Below are 19057 nucleotides of genomic sequence, written 5' to 3'. Positions count from 1 at the left end.
CGCCCTCTCCCACAGCGGCAACGAGCCATGCTGCGCGACCCCGACGCCGCCCAGTTCACGGTCACCTCACGCCGCGTGCGCTGAGGACAAGCACCGAGAGCCGTCGCGGGCGTAACGGCCTGCGCCGCGAAGGCCCCCGCCTTTCAGGCGCCCGCGCGCGACGGCCTCGACAGCAGTACCAGGCTGCGCGCCTCGATCGTCATCTCCGAGCCGGCCTTGTGCTCCGCCTCGTCCGCGCCCTGGGGTTCCGCCGTGTCGAGCAGGGTCGTCCAGCGTTCGCCGTACGCGGGGCCCGGCAGCCGGAAGTCGACGGGCTCCCAGTGGCCGTTCAGCAGCAGCAGGAACGAGTCGTCGACCACCGGGCGTCCGCGCGGATCCGGTTCGGCGATGGCGTCGCCGTTCAGGAAGACCCCGACCGCGTGCGCGTCCGAGCGCTGCCAGTCCGCCTCGGCCATCTCGCGGGCGTCCGGCAGCAGCCAGACCAGGTCGGGCAGCGGCTGCCCCGCGTGCGTCACGGTCTCGCCACGGAAGAACCGGCGCCTGCGCAGGACGGGATGCGCCGCGCGAAGGCCGATCACGCGCCGCGTGAACTCGGCGAGTTCGCGCTGCTCCTCACTCAGCTCCCAGTCGATCCAGGAGACCTCGTTGTCCTGGCAGTAGGCGTTGTTGTTGCCCAGCTGGGTGCGGCCGAGTTCGTCGCCGTGACAGAGCATCGGAATGCCCTGCGAGAGCAGCAGGGTGGCAAGGAAGTTCCGCTGCTGGCGGGCCCGCAGCTCCAGTACGGCGGGGTCGTCGGTCTCGCCCTCGGCCCCGCAGTTCCACGACCGGTTGTCGCTTTCGCCGTCCTGACCGTCCTCCCCGTTGGCCTCGTTGTGTTTGTCGTTGTAGGAGACGAGGTCCCGCAGGGTGAAACCGTCGTGCGCGGTCACGAAGTTGACGCTGGCCCTCGGGCGCCGCCGACTGTGCTGGTACAGGTCGGAGGAGCCGGTCAGCCGGGAGGCGAACTCGCCGAGCGTGTGCGGCTCGCCCCGCCAGAAGTCCCGTACGGCGTCCCGGTACTTGCCGTTCCACTCCGACCACAGCGGCGGGAAGTTGCCGACCTGGTAGCCGCCCTCCCCCACGTCCCACGGCTCGGCGATCAGCTTGACGCGGCTGATCACCGGGTCCTGCTGGATGAGGTCGAAGAACGCCGACAGCCGGTCCACCTCGTGGAACTGCCGGGCCAGAGTGGCGGCGAGGTCGAAGCGGAAGCCGTCGACATGCATCTCGGTCACCCAGTACCGCAGCGAGTCCATGATCAGCTGGAGCACGTAGGGGTGCCGCATCAGCAGGCTGTTCCCGGTGCCGGTGGTGTCGTAGTAGTGCCCCCAGTCGCCGTCGACCAGCCGGTAGTACGAGGCGTTGTCGATGCCCCGGAAGGAGAGCGTGGGGCCCTTCTCGTTGCCCTCGGCCGTGTGGTTGTAGACGACGTCGAGGATGACTTCGAGGCCGGCCGCGTGGAGGGCCTTGACCATCGCCTTGAACTCCGTGACCTGCTGGCCGCGGGTGCCGTGGGCGGCGTAGGCGTTGTGGGGCGCGAAGAAGCCGATCGTGTTGTAGCCCCAGTAGTTGGCGAGGCCGCGGTCCTGGAGCACCCCGTCCTGCACGAACTGGTGCACCGGCATCAGCTCGACGGCGGTCACACCGAGCGAGGTCAGGTGGTCGATCACCGCCGGGTGTGCGAGACCGGCGTACGTGCCGCGCAGTTCCGGCGGGACATCGGGGTGGGTGCGGGTGAGTCCGCGGACGTGGGCCTCGTAGATCACGCTGTCGGCGTAGAAGCGCCTGGGCGGCTGGTCGTCGCCCCAGTCGAAGGCCGGGTCGGTGACCACGCCGAGCATGGTGTGCCCGGCGCTGTCGGCCTCGGGGGTGTGGAGCGAGGGGTGGTTGTCCGTCTCCCCGTCCACCGCTTTGGCGTACGGGTCGAGGAGCAGTTTCGCCGGATCGCACCGGTGGCCGAGTGAAGGCTGCCAGGGTCCGTGCACCCGATAGCCGTAACGCTGCCCCGGCCCGACGCCCGGCAGAAAGCCGTGCCACACGAAGCCGTCGACCTCGGTCAGCGGAATGACACTGTGGGCGCCCCGCTCGTCGACCAGGACGAGTTCGACCCGCTCGGCGACCTCGCTGAACAGCGCGAAGTTGGTGCCCTCGCCGTCGAATTGGGCGCCCAGCGGGTAGGGGTGCCCGCTCCAGGCCGGCACCCGCTTCCCGTTCTTGTACGGCTTCTTCCTGGACGACGGCACGCTCAGCACCCGCCGTCGGCAGTGGCGGCGGCCAGGACGGCGACCGGCGTCTCGCGCGGCACCTGGAGCACCTCCCGCAGGGTCGGCTCGGGAGCCCTCGGCACGAGCGGGACGCGCTCGCCGGCGCGGGCCCGCTGCGAGAACCAGATCACCTTGCTGCCGGTGTCGGTGGCGCAGCAGCCCCAGCCGTCGCTCATGGCGGCGATCCGCTCCAGGCAGGCGCGCAGATCCAGGTCCGGACGCAGCTCACTGTCGTTCTCGGCGACGGCGGTGATGAGGTGCTGGCCGTTCCACCACAGCTCGATCGAGGTGTTCTTGTCCCTCGCGTGCTCGTCGATGGCCTTGAGCAGCAGTTCGGCACCACCGCAGACGGGCTCGACCAGGGTCTCGAGGTCCCAGAGCCGTAGATGGGCGGCCAGGATGCGCCTGACCTGCCCGACCCGTTCCGGGCTGACCTCCACGTCGAGGTGGTAGTAGCAGGGCACTGCGGTCTTCATCGTCACTCCTCACCGGCGAAGCTCCCGCTCCTCCCGGCCCCCGCGGGACCGGACCCCGAAACACGGAGCGTGAGTGCTGATCGCTTCAGAGTCACTCCAGAGTGGGAGTGCTACGCCATTCGTGCAACCGGAGCGATCAGTGAGGTAGTTGAAGACCCAACAAGACGCTGAGTCGTTACCCGTGCACCATGAGTGAAGATCTCGCGAGTCCCGCATCTGCTCCAGCCCGGAAAGGTGTACGGCGCCATGCTGCTACCGGCCAAAGCCGAAGTCGCCCGGCAACTCCGGCGGTATCGCGCCTGGGAGCGCGTCATGCTGGCCTCCCCCGCCGACCGCACCGTCCGGGCCACCTTCGAGGACTCCGGTTACACGCTGTGCGTGCTGATGGGCAAGCGCTGCGCGCGTGAGGCGGCCGAGGCCGCCGAGCGCTATCTGCGCACCAGCGTGGGGGCCTACCTCCAGGAGCAGAGCGACCTCCCCCACGGGGGTGCCGTCGCCAGGCGCGGCCCGCCGAGATCCGCGGAACGGTTTCCCGCGGGGAGGTAGCCCCTTCCGGCGCAGCTTCGATCCCCGGCCGGGCGCAGTCAGCGCCCGGCCTCGAGCACGGCGGAGGCGAGAGCATGAGTTCCACCCCGGTCATCGGCCGCATCCCGGTACGGGACGTCCGCCCTGCCGTCGAGTCCGGCAGGCGTCCGGCGAAGGCGGTCGTGGGAGAGACGTTCGAGGTCACCGCCACGGTGTTCCGCGAGGGCCATGACGCGGTCGCCGCGAACGTCGTCCTGACCGACCCGGAAGGGCGGCACGGCCCCTGGACCCCGATGCGGGAGTCGGCCCCCGGCAGCGATCGCTGGGGGGCGGAGGTCACTCCGGACGTCGAGGGCCGCTGGACGTACCGCGTCGAGGCCTGGAGCGACCCGGTCGGCACCTGGCGCCGGGTCGCCCGCATAAAGGTTCCTGCGGGCCTCGACACGGGGCTGGTCCTGGAGGAGGGCGCCGAGCTCTACACCCGGGCGGCGGCGGGCGTCCCGGAGGGCCCTCAGCATGCGGTGCTGGTGGCCGCGGCGAAGACGCTCGCCGACGACTCTCTGCCGGTCGCCACCCGTCTGGCGGGCGCCCTGACGCCTGACGTGGACGCGGTGCTCGCCCGCCATCCCCTGCGGGAGTTGATCACGGCGTCGGAGACGCTGCCGCTGCTGGTGGAGCGGGAGCGGGCGCTGTTCGGGTCGTGGTACGAGTTCTTCCCCCGCTCGGAGGGCACGCCGCAGCGGCCGCACGGCACGTTCCGTACCGCGGCGCGGCGGTTGCCGGCGATCGCGGCGATGGGTTTCGACGTGGTCTATCTGCCGCCGATCCACCCGATCGGCAGCACCTTCCGCAAGGGCCGCAACAACACCCTGTCCGCCGGTCCCGACGATGTGGGCGTGCCGTGGGCGATCGGCTCGCCGGAGGGCGGCCATGACGCGGTGCATCCGGATCTGGGCACGATCGAGGACTTCGACTGGTTCGTGCAGGAGGCCGGGAAACTGGGTCTGGAGATCGCGCTGGACTTCGCCCTGCAGTGCTCGCCGGATCATCCCTGGGTGCACAAGCATCCGGAGTGGTTCCACCACCGCCCGGACGGCACCATCGCCTACGCGGAGAACCCGCCCAAGAAGTACCAGGACATCTACCCGATCGCCTTCGACGCCGACCTGGAAGGCCTGATCGCGGAGACGCTGCGGGTGCTGCGGCACTGGATGGACCACGGGGTGCGGATCTTCCGGGTGGACAACCCGCACACCAAGCCGGTGGTGTTCTGGGAGCGGGTGATCGCGGACATCAACGCCGGCGACCCGGACGTGATCTTCCTGGCCGAGGCGTTCACCCGCCCGGCGATGATGCACACCCTGGCCCAGATCGGCTTCCAGCAGTCCTACACCTACTTCACCTGGCGCACCACCAAGGAAGAACTCACCGAGTACCTGAGCGAGCTCTCCGGTGAGGCGGCCTCCTACATGCGGCCGAACTTCTTCGCCAACACCCCCGACATCCTGCACGAGTTCCTCCAGCACGGCGGCCGTCCCGCGTTCGCCCTGCGCGCGGTGCTGGCGGCGACCCTCTCGCCGACCTGGGGCATCTACTCCGGCTACGAACTCGCCGAGAACACCCCGGTGCGGGAGGGCAGCGAGGAGTACCTGAACTCGGAGAAGTACCAGCTCAAGGCCCGCGACTGGGACAGCCCCGACAGCCTCGCCCCCCTGATCACCCAGCTCAACACGATCAGACGCAGGCACCCCGCCCTCCAGCGCCTCAGGAACATCCGCTTCCACCACACCGACAACGGCTCGGTCATCGCCTACAGCAAGCGCATCGGTGACGACACGGTCCTGGTGGTCGTGAACCTGGATCCGCACCACACCCAGGAGGCCACGGTCTCGTTGGACATGCCGCAACTCGGCCTGGAATGGCACGAGTCCCTGTCCGTGCACGACGAACTGACGGGTGAGACCTACCACTGGAGCAGCAACAACTATGTGCGTCTGGAGCCCGGTCGAGCACCCGCGCACGTGTTCCAGGTCCGGAGGTCGGCGCCGCAGATCGGAGGATCCACACCGTGACCGTCAACGAGCCCGTCCACGACACTTTCGAGGACACCCCGGCGAAGGACCGGGATCCCGACTGGTTCAAGCGTGCGGTCTTCTACGAGGTGTTGGTCCGTTCCTTCCAGGACAGCAACGGCGACGGCGTCGGCGACCTCAAGGGCCTGACCGCCAAGCTCGACTATCTCCAGTGGCTCGGTGTCGACTGCCTGTGGCTGCCGCCGTTCTTCAAGTCACCGCTCAGGGACGGCGGCTACGACGTCTCCGACTACACCGCCGTCCTGCCGGAGTTCGGTGACCTCGCCGACTTCGTGGAGTTCGTCGACGCCGCCCACCAGCGCGGCATGCGGGTGATCATCGACTTCGTCATGAACCACACCAGCGACCAGCACCCGTGGTTCCAGGAGTCCCGCAAGAACCCGGACGGACCGTACGGCGACTACTACATGTGGGCCGACGACGACAAGCAGTACGAGGACGCGCGGATCATCTTCGTCGACACCGAGGCCTCCAACTGGAGTCACGACCCGGTCCGGGGCCAGTACTACTTCCACCGCTTCTTCTCCCACCAGCCGGACCTCAACTACGAGAACCCGGCCGTCCAGGAGGAGATCCTGGCCGCCCTCCGCTTCTGGCTCGACCTCGGCATCGACGGCTTCCGCCTCGACGCGGTCCCCTATCTGTACGCGGCGGAGGGCACCAACTGCGAAAACCTGCCCGCCACTCACCAGTTCCTGAAGCGGGTGCGCCGCGAGATCGACGCGATGTATCCGGACACGGTGCTGCTGGCGGAGGCGAACCAGTGGCCGGAGGACGTCGTCGACTACTTCGGCGACTACGAGGCCGGCGGCGACGAATGCCACATGGCGTTCCACTTCCCGGTCATGCCCCGCATCTTCATGGCGGTACGCCGCGAATCCCGCTACCCCATCTCGGAAATCCTCGCCAAGACGCCGGCGATCCCCGACAGCTGCCAGTGGGGCATCTTCCTGCGCAACCACGACGAGCTCACCCTCGAAATGGTCACCGACGAGGAACGCGACTACATGTGGGCCGAATACGCGAAGGACCCGCGTATGCGCGCCAACATCGGCATCCGGCGGCGCCTGGCCCCCCTGCTCGACAACGACCGTGACACGATCGAACTGTTCACCGCCCTGCTGCTGTCCCTGCCCGGCTCGCCGATCCTCTACTACGGCGACGAGATCGGCATGGGCGACAACATCTGGCTCGGCGACCGCGACGCCGTACGCACCCCGATGCAGTGGACCCCCGACCGCAACGCGGGCTTCTCCACGGCCGATCCGGGCCGGCTCAACCTCCCGATCATCATGGACCCCGTCTACGGGCACCAGGTCACCAACGTCGAGGCGTCGATGGCCTCGCCGTCCTCCCTGCTGCACTGGACCCGCCGGATGATCGAGATCCGCAAGCAGAACCCCGCGTTCGGTCTCGGCAGCTTCACCGAACTGCAGTCCTCCAACCCCGCGGTGCTGGCCTTTCTGCGGGAGTACGAGGACGACCTGGTCCTGTGTGTGAACAACTTCTCCCGGTTCGCGCAGCCCACGGAGCTGGATCTGCGTGAGTTCGACGGCCGTCACCCGGTCGAGCTCTTCGGCGGGGTGCGCTTCCCGGCCATCGGTGAACTGCCGTATCTGCTCACCCTCGGCGGGCACGGCTTCTACTGGTTCCGGCTCTCCCGAGTCGCATCCCGCATCGGCCGACGCCTTTGAGCGTGCCGACGAAAGGACGCGTCACCATGCCGAAGACCGCATCGGTCAGCCCGAGGCCCGCGCTCGCGACCGATCTCATGACCTCGCTGGGCGAGCTGCTGCGCCAATGGCTGCCGCGGCAGCGCTGGTTCGCGGGCAAGGACCGCCCCGTGAGCGAGCTCGGTCTGCTGTCGATGACCGAGTTGTTCCCGGGCTGTCTGCATCTGCTGGTCCACACCGATCACGGCGGGGTGCCCGGGCCCGGCGGCGCCACCCCTGCCGGTGACTGCTACCAGCTGCTGCTCGGCGTGCGCAAACACCTCTCGCCGCGTCTCGGCCGCGCCCTCATCGGCCGTGCGGAGCAGGGTCCACTGGCCGGTCTCACGATCTACGACGCCCTGCACGACCCTCGCTCGGCGCAGCTGCTGCTGGAGCGGCTGCGGCATCCCGGCACGGCCGGTCCGCTGCGCTTCGAGGGCGACCCGTCGGTGCCGGTGCCCGCCGGGCTCCCACCGCGGCTGCTGGAGACCGAGCAGTCGAACTCCTCACTGGTGTACGGCGACGAGTTCATCTTGAAGGTCTTCCGCCGCATCCAGCCCGGGGTCAACCCGGACCTGGAGGTGCCGGTCGCGCTGGCCGGGCAGGGCTGCCGCCGGGTGCCGGCGCCGGTGGCCTGGTTCCGGACCACGCATCCGCAGGGGGCGACGCTCGGCGTGCTGCAGCCGTATCTGCGCGACGCGTCCGACGGCTGGGCCCTGGCCCTGCAGGCGCTGGCCTCGGGTGACGACTTCACCGTGCAGGCCCATGAGCTGGGGCGGGCGATGGCCGAGGTGCACCTCGCGCTGGCGGCCGCCTTCCCCGGCAGCGGGCACGACGACAACGGTTCCACGGCGGCCGCGATGACCGAACGTCTGGACGCCGCCGCGCACAGCGTGCCGGCGCTGCGGCCGTTCGTCCCCGGCCCTGCAGAGCGCGTTCGGCGCGCTGGCCACGTGCGACTCCGGGCCGCCCGCACAGCGCGTCCACGGCGACCTGCATCTGGGGCAGGTGCTGCGGGCGGGCCGCGAGTGGTTCGTGATCGACTTCGAGGGCGAGCCGTCCCGCCCGCTCGCCGAGCGGTGCGCCGCCCAGTCCCCGGTGCGGGACATCGCGGGCATGCTGCGCTCCTTCGACTACGCGGCCCGGCAGCGCCGGCCCTGGCGGCCGGAGTGGGCGCGCCGCTGCCGGGAGGCCTTCTGCGGGGGCTATGCCGCCCTCGCCGGGTGGGATCCGCGCAAGAAACACGGCCTGCTGCGCGCCTATGAGACCGACCGGGCCGTCTACGAGGTCCTGTACGAAGCACGACACCGGCCTGACTGGCTGCCCGTGCCAATGGCGGCGATCGAACGCCTCGCCGTGAGAGGAGACTGAGCCGTGGCCCTGCGCGACACCTCACTGCCCGAGCCGTCCGGAGTGGCGCGCTGTGCTCCGGCCCCGCCGCTCGACCCCGTGGACCGGGGCCGGCTGCTGGCGGGCGCCCACCACGACCCGCACGCGCTGCTCGGCGCCCACCCCGTCGCGGGCGGGATCGTCTTCCGCGCGCTGCGTCCGTTCGCCCGCGCGGTGAGCGTCGTGATCGACGGCGAGCGCAGGCACCTGGCCTCGGAGGGCGACGGCCTCTTCTCCGGTCTGCTGCCTCTCGACGCGATCCCCGCCTACACCCTGGTGGTGTCCTACGCGGACGGGGAGCAGGAGGTGCACGACCCGTACCGCTTCCTGCCCGCGCTCGGCGAGACCGACCTCCACCTCATCCGCGAAGGGCGCCACGAGCAGCTGTGGAAGGCGCTCGGCGCGGAGCCGATGACCCACGAAGGGGTGACGGGCACCCGCTTCACGGTGTGGGCGCCCAACGCCCAAGGGGTCAGGGTGGCCGGGGAGTTCACCTTCTGGGACGGGCAGGCGTTCCCGATGCGGTCCCTTGGCGCGTCCGGGGTGTGGGAGCTGTTCCTGCCCGGCATCGGAGAGGGCACCCGGTACAAGTTCGAGATCACCTCGCGCCACGGCGGCCGGTTCCTCAAGGCCGACCCGATGGCCCGCCGCGCGGAGGTGCCGCCCGACACGGCGTCCATCGTGACCTCCTCGCGCTACGAGTGGGGCGACCACGACTGGATGGCCCACCGCGGGGACACGCCTGTGCACGTGGCGCCGTTCTCGGTCTATGAGGTCCATCTCCCGTCCTGGCGGCCAGGACTGACATATCGTCAACTGGCCGACGAGCTGCCGTCGTACGTCAGGGACCTGGGCTTCACCCATGTCGAGCTGATGCCGGTCGCGCAGCACCCCTTCAGCGGCTCCTGGGGCTACCAGGTCACCGGTTTCTACGCGCCGACCTCCCGGCTCGGCACACCCGACGACTTCAAGTACCTGGTCGACGCCCTCCACCGGGCCGGCATCGGCGTGATCATGGACTGGGTGCCGGCCCATTTCCCCAAGGACGACTGGGCGCTGGCCCGCTTCGACGGGGACCCGCTGTACGAGCCCGGAGACGACCGTCGGGCCGAGCATCCCGACTGGGGGACCTACGAGTTCGACTTCGGGCGCGTGGAGGTGCGCAACTTCCTGGTCGCCAACGCCGTGTACTGGTGCGAGGAGTTTCACATCGACGGGCTGCGCGTGGACGCGGTCGCCTCGATGCTCTATCTCGACTACTCGCGCGACTCCGGCCAGTGGAGCCCCAATGTGTTCGGGGGGCGGGAGGATCTCGACGCGGTCGCCTTCCTCCAGGAGATGAACGCGACCGTGTACCGCCGGGCGCCGGGTGTCGTCACGATCGCCGAGGAGTCCACGGCCTGGGACGGCGTGACCCGCCCCACGGACAGCGGGGGTCTGGGTTTCGGCCTGAAGTGGAACATGGGCTGGATGCACGACTCCCTCGGCTACATCAGCCATGAGCCGGTGCACCGCAAGTACCACCACAACGAGATGACCTTCTCGATGGTGTACGCGTACAGCGAGAACTACGTCCTGCCCATCTCCCACGACGAGGTCGTCCACGGCAAGCAGGCGCTGGTGTCCAAGATGCCGGGCGACTGGTGGCAGCAGCGCGCCAACCATCGTGCGTATCTCGGCTTCATGTGGGCCCACCCCGGCAAGCAGCTCCTGTTCATGGGACAGGAGTTCGCCCAGGGTGCCGAGTGGTCCGAGTCCCACGGCCCGGACTGGGGGCTGCTCGACCCGGCGTACGGGGCCGAGGCCGACCACCGGGGCGTCCGTGACCTCGTGCGCGATCTGAACACCGCCTACCGGGCGACCCCCGCGCTCTGGCAGCGGGACACCGACCCCGGCGGCTTCCGGTGGGTGGTGGGGGACGCGGCCGAGGACAACGTCTTCGCCTTCCTCAGGTTCGATACGGCGGGCAGCCCGCTGCTTTCGGTCTCCAACCTCTCCCCCGTCGTGCGCGAGGACTACCGCCTCACCGTTCCCGACGGTCTCCCCCTGTGGCAGGAGTCCCTCAACACCGACGCCGCGCGGTACGGCGGCGGCGACATCGTCCGGCGTGACCCGGTCAAGACGGAGGACGGGGCGCTGCGGCTCACCCTGCCGCCGCTCGCGACGGTGTGGCTGGTCCCGGTGCCCGGCTGAGTCCGCGGGCGACGCGGAGGTGTCCGACCGGTCCCGAAGGGGCAGTCGGGGTCGTACGAGAACGAGCATCCTCGTCGTCGCCCAGGGCCACAGAAGGGGCTGTATCACGTGCGCACCGTCGGAGTGGAGGAGGAACTCCTCCTGGTCGACCCCGAGACCGGCGAGCCGCAGGCGCTGTCCGCGGCCGTGCTCGCGCGGGCCGCGCAGGACGGGCCGGACCAGGACGTCTTCGAGAAGGAGCTGCACAACCAGATGCTGGAGTTCGCCACCCACCCGCAGTCGGGGATGGACGAGCTCCGCGCCGAGATCGTGCGCTGCCGCAAGGAGGCCGCCCGGCTCGCCGGCGACAGTGGTTGTGCCGTGGCCTCCCTGGCCACCTCGCCGCTGCCCGTCAGCCCCTCGGTCGGCATCGGCCGCCGCTACCAGTGGATGGCGGACCAGTACGGCATCGCCACCCGCGAGCAGCTCGTCATGGGCTGTCACGTCCATGTGTCCGTGGAATCCGACGAGGAGGCCGTCGCCGTCGTCGACCGGATGCAGCCCTGGCTGACCGTGCTGGCCGCGATGAGCGCCAACTCGCCCTTCTGGCAGGGCAAGGACACCGGCTACAGCAGCTACCGCAGCCGGGTGTGGCAGCGCTGGCCCTCGGCCGGTCCGACGGAGCCCTTCCGCTCGGCGGAGCGCTATCACCGGCGGGTCGCGGACATGGTGGCGACCGGCGTCATCCTGGACGAGGGAATGATCTACTTCGACGCCCGGCTGTCCCGGAACTACCCGACGGTGGAGATCCGGGTCTCGGACGTCTGTCTGCACGCGGACACGGCCGTCCTCCTGGCGACCCTCGCCCGCGGGCTGGTGGAGACGGCCGCGCGCGAGTGGCGGGCGGGCCGGGAGCCGTTGACGCACAGCGTGAGCCTGCTGCGGCTGGCCGCCTGGCGGGCCGCGCGCTCCGGGCTGTCCGAGGAGCTGCTCCACCCGGCGACCATGCACCGGATGCCCGCGAAGGCGGTGGTGCGGGCCCTGCTGGAGCACGTCGAGGACGCGCTCGCCGACAGCGGCGACCTGGACCGGGCCCGCGAGGCGTGTGCCGAACTGCTGCGGCACGGCAACGGCGCCCGGGTGCAGCGCGAGTTGCTGGAGCGCACCGGGAGCCTGCGGGACGTGGTCACCGAGTGCGTGCGGCTGACCCAGACGTAGTCGTCACAGGGCCAGGACGATCGCGTACACCAGGAAGAAGGCGGCGACGAGCACGACCAGGAGGAGGATCAGGGCCAGCGGCCCCTTGGCCCAGCCCCTGGTCGGGTTGTGCGTCTCCCGGGGGCCCGCCTCGGGCAGGCTGCTCTCGGCGGGCGGGGTCTCGCCCGGGGGTACGCCGCCGCCCGGTTCCAGTCCGGTGGTGCGTTCGGGGTCGGGGTCAGGGTTCGTGTAACTCATGCGGTCCGAGTGCCCCGATCTCGACCAGATCACGGGTGACCGCTTACTTCCGGATTCCAGGTACCACCCGCTCACACCTGGGCTAGATTCGAGCACCGCCGATGACCGAGCTCGTCGGCTCAGTCACAGCCCGTACACGTCAGGAGCAGCGCATGCGCGACTTCGCCCTCGCTCCCCGGACCATCTCGCGCTCCAGCGGTGGTCTGGCAGACAGCGTTTTCGAGAGGGCGGAGCTCGACCCCACCCTGCCGGTGCTCGCCCGCCGCCCCGAGGGTTCCTCGGGAGGCTGGCAGGAGGTCACGGCCGTGGAACTGCGGGACGAGGTCGTGGACCTCGCGAAGGGGCTCGTCGCGTCCGGGATCTCGCCCGGCCACCGGGTGGCGATCATGGCGCGCACCCGCTACGAGTGGACGGTTCTCAGCTACGCGCTGTGGACGGTCGGCGCCGAGGTCGTGCCGATCTATCCGACGTCCTCGCGCGAACAGGTCGAGTGGATCCTGCGGGACACCGGCTGTGTGGCCGTGGTGGTGGAGGACGAGCAGGCGGTGATGACGGTCGGCTCGGTGTGCGCCTCGCTGCCCAGACTGCGCCACGTCTGGCAGCTGGACGCGGCCGCGCTGGAGGAGCTGACGGAGCGGGGCCGGATGATCCCGCTCGCCACGGTCGAGTCACTGCGCCGCATCGTGCTGCCGGACTCCACGGCGGTCATCGCCTACACCTCCGGCACCAGGGGCCGTCCGCTGGGCTGCGCACTCAGCCACCGCGGCCTCGCGAGCCCCGTCGACACGCTGATCGAGGGCTGGCGCCAGACCACGGCACCGGCGGGACAGCAGCCGTCCGTCCTCGCCTTCCTGCCCTTCTCCCATGTGTACGGCCTCATGATCCAGGGCGTGTGCATCCGCGGCGGTCTGCTCATGGCCCATGAGCCCGACCTGAGCGAGGAGGCGCTGGCGGCCTCCCTGAACTCCTTTCGCCCCACCTACTTCTACGCCGTCCCCTCGGTTTTCGAGAAGATCTACAAGAACTTCCTGCGCGCCGCCCAGCAGGCGGGCCGCGGCGCCCTGTTCGAGCGGGCCGCCGACACGGCACGGGACTTCGCCCTGGCCTGCGAGCGGCAGCGGCTGGGCGAGGGCCCCGGTCCCGGTTTCGACCTGCGGCTCCAGCACGCCCTGTACGAACGGACGGTGTACCGCAGACTGCGGGCGGCGCTGGGCGGCCGGGCGCGGCGTGCCACCTCGGGCGGTTCGACCCTCAACCGTGAGCTCTCCCTGTTCTACGAGGGCATCGGTGTCTACGTCCATGACGGATACGGGCTCACGGAGACCTGCGGCGGAATCACCATGCAGCCGCTGGGCCGGGAGAAGTCCGGGACCGTGGGCCGGCCCCTGCCGGGCGTGGACCTGCGGGTGGCGGACGACGGGGAGATCCTGGTGCGCGGGCCGTCGGTCTTCCAGGGGTATGTCAACGACGAGGCCGCGACACGGGCCGCGCTGTACGGCGGCTGGCTGGCCACCGGAGACCTCGGGCGGCTGGACGCCGACGGCTATCTGACGATCACCGGCCGCAAGAAGGACATCATCGTCACCACCAGCGGCAAGAGCGTGGCCCCGGCCGCCCTCGAACACCGGCTGAGGATGCACCCGCTCATCCACCAGGCCGTGGTGGTGGGTGACAACCGGCCCTGCGTGGGCGCCCTGCTCACCCTGGACCCGGTGTTCCTGGCCCACTGGCGAGGGGTCCTGGTGGCCCAGCAGGATCCCTCGGCGCGGGAGGAGAACGCGCTGCGGGAGGAGATCGCGCGGGCCGTGGCCGCCGCCAACAGCACGGTCTCGCGCTCGGAGTCGATCCGGGTGTTCCGGGTGCTGTCGGAACCGTTCGACCTGGCCAACGGCCTGCTGACGCCGTCGATGAAGCTGCGCCGGGACGAGATCGTGCGCCGGTACGCGCTGGAGATCGACGCGATGTACCAGGCCCGCTCGCCCGGTGCCCGGCGTACACCGGCGGAGGACTTGCTGAGCTGGGACGACTCGGACAACGTGTTCCGGTGATGCGCCTGAGCCGACACGGCCGAAGACGATTGGGTCGCGTCCCCTCGGGAACACAGCACAATGGCGATGCCAGTGAAAGGACAAAGCCTTGCCGACTCCACGGGGGTGAACTCCGGCATGGCGACCGAGCCGCGTTGGGACGAGACACTGACTTCCGAGGCGATTCCGAGCCGTACGACCCGTTTCGCGGGAGAACCGCACTGCGTGACGGGCGCGCGACTTGCCGCTGAGGAGTTCCTCGGCGACCTGGCCGACCGGGTACCGCCTGCGAGCGCCGAGCACTGGGACGACATCCTGTTGATCGTCACCGAACTCGCCGCCAACGCGGTCCAGTACGCTCCCGGCCCCTTCGCGCTCCGCCTGCGCCGGACCTTCGACGGCGTGCACGTGACCCTGCGCGACACCAACCCCACACCGCCCGCGCCCCGCGCCTTCGATCCGCGCAGCGGCGGCGGGGGCGTCGGCTGGCACCTCGTGCACGCGCTGTGCGACCAGGTCAGCGTGGTCACGGACGACCGCGGCAAGGACGTGCACGCCTTTCTGCCGTGGTGACGTCCTCCGGCCCCGGTCAGGCCGTGGTCGCGAGCCGCAGGTAGTAGGCGCCGACCGCCGCGAGGTACTCGCGGTCCCTGGTCTCGCTGTCCGTCCCGAACCGCGGGGCCGCCTTCACCTCCGACCCGGTGCAGGCCAGCGTGATCCGGCGGGCCTGGGTGTCGACGCCGGTGACGACGCCCACCGGTACCAGGACGCTCCTGCCGAAGACCCAGACCCCGGTGTCGACGACGAGGTGTCCCATACCGTGCGGGGCGGCCTGCCGGTCCACGTGTCCGATCGTGCCGTCGCTCGCGACGACGGTGAAGCCCGTCAGGTCCTGTCCCTCGACGTATCCGCTGTCCGGCGCGTACGACCATATTCTGTCGGTGGTCACGCTGCTCCCTCCCTGCCTGGGGCTGCACGGCCCGGCTCTCCGCTGCGAGCGGGCCCACAGCACCCAATACCCCTCTGCCGCACACACATTCGGCGAGCGGCACCCTCACAAGCGGTTTCCCCGCGTCCGGTCCGCGCACCTCCTTCACTTTTCTCCCGGTGCACTTTCAGGCCGGGACGGGCATGGTGGTCCTCGACGCATTCGTCGCGCCCGCACGGGCAGACGAAGGGCGTTCGAGGCAGACCGCCTGGAGCCGCAGAAAGGGATGAACACCGTGACACGACCCAGGATCCTGGTGGTTGGCGCCGGCTTCGCCGGAGTCGAGTGCGTTCGCCGGCTGGAGCGGAAGCTCTCCCCGGACGAAGCCGACGTCACCTTGGTGACGCCGTTCGCCTACCAGCTCTATCTCCCGCTGCTGCCCCAGGTCGCCTCCGGCGTGCTGACGCCCCAGTCGATCGCCGTCTCGCTGCGCCGCAGCAAGAAGTACCGCACCCGGATCATCCCGGGTGGCGCGATCGGCGTGGATCTCAAGTCAAAGGTCTGCGTGATCCGCACCATCACGGACGAGATCGTCAACGAGCCGTACGACTACATCGTGCTGGCTCCCGGCAGCATCACCCGCACCTTCGACATCCCCGGCCTCACCGAGCACGCCTTCGGGATGAAGACCCTCGCCGAGGCCGCCTACATCCGTGACCACGTCATCTCCCAGCTCGATCTCGCGGACGCCAGCCAGGATCCGGCCGAGCGCGCGGCCCGGCTGCAGTTCGTGGTCGTCGGCGGCGGATACGCCGGCACCGAGACCGCCGCCTGTCTGCAGAAGCTCACCCACGCGGCGGTCAAGCGCTACCCACGCATCGACCCGTCGCTGATCAAGTGGCATCTGATCGACATCGCCCCGAAGCTGATGCCGGAGCTGGGCGACAAGCTGGGACGCAGCGCGCAGGAGATCCTGCGCCGGCGCGGCATCGACGTGTCCCTTGGCGTGTCCATCGAGAAGGCGGGCCCCGAGGAGGTCACCTTCACTGACGGCCGGGTGATCCCGACCCGGACCCTGATCTGGACGGCCGGGGTCGTCGCGAGCCCGTTGATCGCCACGCTCGGCGCCGAGACGGTTCGCGGGCGGCTCGCGGTCACCGCCGAGATGACCCTGCCGGGCCAGGACGGCGTCTTCGCGCTCGGCGACTCCGCCGCCGTGCCCGACAAGGCCAAGGACGACAGCGCGATCTGCCCGCCCACGGCGCAGCACGCCATGCGCCAGGGCAAGGTGGTCGCCGACAACGTCATCGCGACGCTGCGGGGCCAGGCGCTGAAGCCGTACGTCCACAAGGACCTCGGCCTCGTCGTCGACCTCGGCGGCACGGATGCCGTGTCCAAGCCGCTCGGCATCGAACTGCGCGGCCTGCCCGCCCAGTTCGCGGCCCGCGGCTACCACTGGGCCGCGCTGCGCACCAACGTCGCCAAGGTCCGCGTGGCGACGAACTGGACGCTCAACGCCATCGCGGGAGACGACTTCGTCCGCACCGGCTTCCAGGCCCGCAAGCCCGCCAAGCTGAAGGACTTCGAGTACACCGACGCGTATCTGACGCCGGAACAGGTCCGGGAGCAGGTCGAGGGAGCGCGGGGACCGGCACAGTAGGAGGGGCGCACATCACTGGGGCCACCCCGCCGTGCCATGCTGGAACGGATCATGACGTGACACGGGAGTGAGTACGGCGGAGTGAACACAGCGAGGCTGCGCGACCGGGTCGCCGCGTCGGACCCGGGGCTGCTCCGGCTGGCCGCCGGGCTGCGCACGGTGGCCGCGATCGCGCTCACGCTGGCCGTACTCGGTCTGCTGGGGGCAGACGTCACGCATCTGGTGGCGGGCGCCATCGCGGCGATGGTCGCGACGTTCGCCATCCGGGAGAAGCAGCGCGCCCCGCAGGCCGTGACGCTCGCCCTGGGCCTCCCGGTGGCGCTGGCCTCGCTGTCCCTGGGCGCGCTCCTCAGCTCCCGCGTGGTGGCCGGTGACCTCTTCTTCGTCGCGCTGATCTTCTGTGCCGTCTACGGCCGCCGCTTCGGCGACCGGGGCACCGCGCTCGGACTGATCGGCTTCCAGGTCTACTTCGTGTCCCTGTTCGTCGGCGCGACCGTCTCCGGTCTGCCCGAGCTGTACGGCGTCCTCGGCGTCGCCTTCCTGTGCAGCGCGGCGGCACGCTTCCTGCTGGTGCCGGAGACTCCCGCGGGCCTCCTCGAACGCCTGCGGGAGGCTTTCCGGGCCCGGCTGGCCCAGCTGGTGTCCGCGCAGCTCCAGCTGCTGGACGCCGGGCCCGAGGAGATCGACGAGGCGCTGAAGGACGTACGCGAGGGAACCGCGAAGCTGCACGAGACCGCGCTGATGATCCAGGGGCGGCTGGAGGAGGGAACCTCCGACGAGGCCGCGGCGCGGCTCGTGCAGCGGCGCATCGCGGACGCCGAGATCGCCGCCGAGCGGCTGGGACTGTTGCTGCTGAGCGCGCGCAGCGCCGAGCGGGCGGACACGCTGACCCTTCATCTGCCGGGCGCGCCGGCCCCGCGAGCGGGCCGCCCGATGGCCGGCCGGGACGAGGCGATGGCCCGGGTGCGCCGCGATCTGGAGGCGCTGCGGCTGCTGGTGCTGCGTCCCGCCGCCGCGAGGTCGGGCACGGCGCTGTCCCAGGTCCGCAACCGGCTCCTCGGCTACCGCGAGGAGGAGAACCTGCCGCCCGCGCCGCCCTCCGTCCAGGACGTCTTCCGAGGTGTCGGTGAGGCCGCCCGCGCGGTGCTGGGGCTCAGGATCGCCCTGGACGGTCCGCAGGACGAGTCGGACGACTCCCCCGCGACGGCCCGTTCGCGCGAGGAGTTGGACGCCGAGGACGCGGTCATCGACGCCGGTGACGAGGACGCCGGAACGCAGGAGGAGCTCACGGGGCTCAGGCGGCCCACGACGCGGGCCGCGGTACAGGTCGCCGTGGGGTCCTCGCTCGCCATCGTCGGGGGCGAGTTCCTCTCCAGCCAGCGCTGGTACTGGGCGGTGCTGACCTGCTGGATCGTCTTCATGAACACCGCGTCCACGGGCGAGATCCTGGTCAAGGGGTACCGCCGGCTGGTGGGGACCGTCCTCGGCGTGCTGGCCGGGATCGTGCTGGCGGGGGCGGTCGGGCAGCACACCTGGACGGCGTTCGCCCTGGTGCTGGTGCTGGTGTTCGCGATGTTCTACACCGCGCCGCTCTCCTACACGCTGATGTCCTTCTTCGTCACCGCGGCCCTGGGGCTGCTTTACACCCTGCTGCACACCTACAGCCTCTCGGTGCTGGTGCTGCGGGTGGAGGAGACCGCGCTCGGAGCGGCCTGCGGAGTGATCGCGGCGGCATTCGTCCTGCCGGTGCGCACGGACCGCCGTACGAACGACCTGCTCGTCACCGTCCTGGAGCGGCTCGAGGAGGTCACCGAGGCCGCCGTGGACCAGCTCAGCGGCGGCTCCCCCGTCGAACTGCTCGACCAGGCGCGGGACCTGGACCAGGCGCTGGCCGATCTGCGGGCGGCGACCCAGCCGCTCACGCATCCGATCACGCCGCTGCGGGCCCGGCGCGACACGGCCCGCTATGTCGTGGCGCTCCTGGAGACGTGCGCGTACCACGCGCGCTCGCTGGCGGCGACGGCCGAGCTGCTGCCCACGCACCCCTCGATAGCGGCGGATCCCCGGCTGCGCCTGGCAGGCAGGCGGATCGGGGACAACATCGCGGCGATCGCCGCGCGTGTCGCCGACGAGCGCTCCACCGACCGGGTCGAGACCGGGCCGAGCATCGCGTCCCTGCTGGACACCGAGGTCCCCGGCATCCCGCGCTTCGGCCGTGTCACCGACCGTGTGCTGCGGCACGTACAGCGTCTGGACGAGACCGTGGTGGGTCTGGCCCGGCCGCTGCACGTGCCGGTCGCGGGGCCGAAGCGATAGG

General features: G+C 70.5%; 13 protein-coding genes and 1 pseudogene. 10 read left to right on the top strand and 4 right to left on the bottom strand.

The window, feature by feature from the left end; genetic code table 11:
* Positions 1 to 143 precede the first annotated feature (143 nt).
* Positions 144 to 2240 (bottom strand): glycogen debranching protein GlgX, encoded by a 2097-nt coding sequence (glgX, locus tag M2157_RS44640; protein WP_280858903.1) that lies wholly within the window; start codon positions 2238 to 2240, stop codon positions 144 to 146.
* A gap of 44 nt (positions 2241 to 2284) precedes the next feature.
* Positions 2285 to 2779, bottom strand: a complete 495-nt coding sequence (locus M2157_RS44635) for a pep a2 (RefSeq protein ID WP_266520069.1) — start codon at positions 2777 to 2779, stop codon at positions 2285 to 2287.
* A gap of 246 nt (positions 2780 to 3025) precedes the next feature.
* Here M2157_RS44635 and M2157_RS44630 point away from each other — a divergent pair, with 246 nt between their 5' ends.
* The 6 genes and pseudogenes from M2157_RS44630 to M2157_RS44605 all read left to right on the top strand — a co-directional run bounded on the left by M2157_RS44630 (position 3026) and on the right by M2157_RS44605 (position 11888).
* Positions 3026 to 3325, top strand: coding sequence for a DUF5133 domain-containing protein (locus M2157_RS44630; RefSeq protein ID WP_280855425.1), 300 nt, complete (start codon positions 3026 to 3028; stop codon positions 3323 to 3325).
* A gap of 74 nt (positions 3326 to 3399) precedes the next feature.
* Complete coding sequence (locus M2157_RS44625; protein ID WP_280868049.1) at positions 3400 to 5376, top strand: alpha-1,4-glucan--maltose-1-phosphate maltosyltransferase; 1977 nt, start codon at positions 3400 to 3402, stop codon at positions 5374 to 5376.
* Positions 5373 to 7091, top strand: a complete 1719-nt coding sequence (gene treS, locus M2157_RS44620; RefSeq protein WP_280855427.1) for a maltose alpha-D-glucosyltransferase — start codon at positions 5373 to 5375, stop codon at positions 7089 to 7091. The genes M2157_RS44625 and treS overlap by 4 nt, the downstream gene beginning before the upstream one ends.
* Positions 7092 to 7117: 26 nt before the next feature.
* A pseudogene (locus M2157_RS44615) lies at positions 7118 to 8480 on the top strand (maltokinase).
* A 3-nt stretch (positions 8481 to 8483) separates the two neighbouring features.
* Positions 8484 to 10691 carry a 1,4-alpha-glucan branching enzyme gene (glgB, locus tag M2157_RS44610; protein ID WP_280868048.1) on the top strand — a complete coding sequence of 736 codons (2208 nt, stop codon included), beginning with the start codon at positions 8484 to 8486 and terminating at the stop codon, positions 10689 to 10691.
* A 108-nt stretch (positions 10692 to 10799) separates the two neighbouring features.
* Complete coding sequence (locus tag M2157_RS44605; protein WP_280855430.1) at positions 10800 to 11888, top strand: glutamate--cysteine ligase; 1089 nt, start codon at positions 10800 to 10802, stop codon at positions 11886 to 11888.
* A gap of 3 nt (positions 11889 to 11891) precedes the next feature.
* Here the strand turns inward: M2157_RS44605 and M2157_RS44600 are convergent, their stop codons facing one another.
* Positions 11892 to 12125 (bottom strand): DUF6480 family protein, encoded by a 234-nt coding sequence (locus M2157_RS44600; RefSeq protein ID WP_280868047.1) that lies wholly within the window; start codon positions 12123 to 12125, stop codon positions 11892 to 11894.
* 152 nt (positions 12126 to 12277) lie between these two features.
* Between M2157_RS44600 and M2157_RS44595 the strand changes: the two genes are divergently transcribed.
* Together M2157_RS44595 and M2157_RS44590 are read left to right on the top strand one after the other, a co-directional pair.
* Positions 12278 to 14173, top strand: a complete 1896-nt coding sequence (locus M2157_RS44595) for an AMP-dependent synthetase/ligase (RefSeq protein ID WP_280855432.1) — start codon at positions 12278 to 12280, stop codon at positions 14171 to 14173.
* Positions 14174 to 14290: 117 nt separating this feature from the next.
* A complete protein-coding gene (locus M2157_RS44590) occupies positions 14291 to 14725 on the top strand; it encodes an ATP-binding protein (RefSeq protein WP_059208962.1) in 435 nt (144 codons plus the stop codon).
* Between the two features lie 16 nt (positions 14726 to 14741).
* Here M2157_RS44590 and M2157_RS44585 read toward each other — a convergent pair whose 3' ends face one another.
* A complete protein-coding gene (locus tag M2157_RS44585) occupies positions 14742 to 15101 on the bottom strand; it encodes a PRC-barrel domain containing protein (RefSeq protein ID WP_280855433.1) in 360 nt (119 codons plus the stop codon).
* A gap of 265 nt (positions 15102 to 15366) precedes the next feature.
* On the opposite strand from M2157_RS44585, the gene M2157_RS44580 reads away from it, so the two are divergent.
* Both M2157_RS44580 and M2157_RS44575 read left to right on the top strand, forming a co-directional pair.
* Entirely contained in the window at positions 15367 to 16740 is a 1374-nt protein-coding gene (locus M2157_RS44580) for an NAD(P)/FAD-dependent oxidoreductase (protein WP_280855434.1), read from the top strand.
* Between the two features lie 81 nt (positions 16741 to 16821).
* Positions 16822 to 19056, top strand: a complete 2235-nt coding sequence (locus tag M2157_RS44575; RefSeq protein WP_280855435.1) for an FUSC family protein — start codon at positions 16822 to 16824, stop codon at positions 19054 to 19056.
* Position 19057 lies beyond the last annotated feature (1 nt).

The sequence above is a fragment of the Streptomyces sp. SAI-127 genome (genome assembly GCF_029894425.1).
GTDB lineage: Bacteria > Actinomycetota > Actinomycetes > Streptomycetales > Streptomycetaceae > Streptomyces.
The sequence above is the reverse complement of the archived record's forward strand: the minus strand, read 5'-3'. Positions and strand labels throughout refer to the sequence as shown.

Excerpts from the sequence above, each read along its gene's own strand:
- M2157_RS44625 (WP_280868049.1), top strand. The coding sequence starts at position 3,400 with ATGAGTTCCACCCCGGTCATCGGCCGCATCCCGGTACGGGACGTCCGC.
- M2157_RS44580 (WP_280855434.1), top strand. The coding sequence starts at position 15,367 with ATGAACACCGTGACACGACCCAGGATCCTGGTGGTTGGCGCCGGCTTC.
- M2157_RS44595 (WP_280855432.1), top strand. The coding sequence starts at position 12,278 with ATGCGCGACTTCGCCCTCGCTCCCCGGACCATCTCGCGCTCCAGCGGT.
- M2157_RS44630 (WP_280855425.1), top strand. The coding sequence starts at position 3,026 with ATGCTGCTACCGGCCAAAGCCGAAGTCGCCCGGCAACTCCGGCGGTAT.
- M2157_RS44590 (WP_059208962.1), top strand. The coding sequence starts at position 14,291 with ATGGCGACCGAGCCGCGTTGGGACGAGACACTGACTTCCGAGGCGATT.
- M2157_RS44600 (WP_280868047.1), bottom strand. The coding sequence starts at position 12,125 with ATGAGTTACACGAACCCTGACCCCGACCCCGAACGCACCACCGGACTG.
- M2157_RS44635 (WP_266520069.1), bottom strand. The coding sequence starts at position 2,779 with ATGAAGACCGCAGTGCCCTGCTACTACCACCTCGACGTGGAGGTCAGC.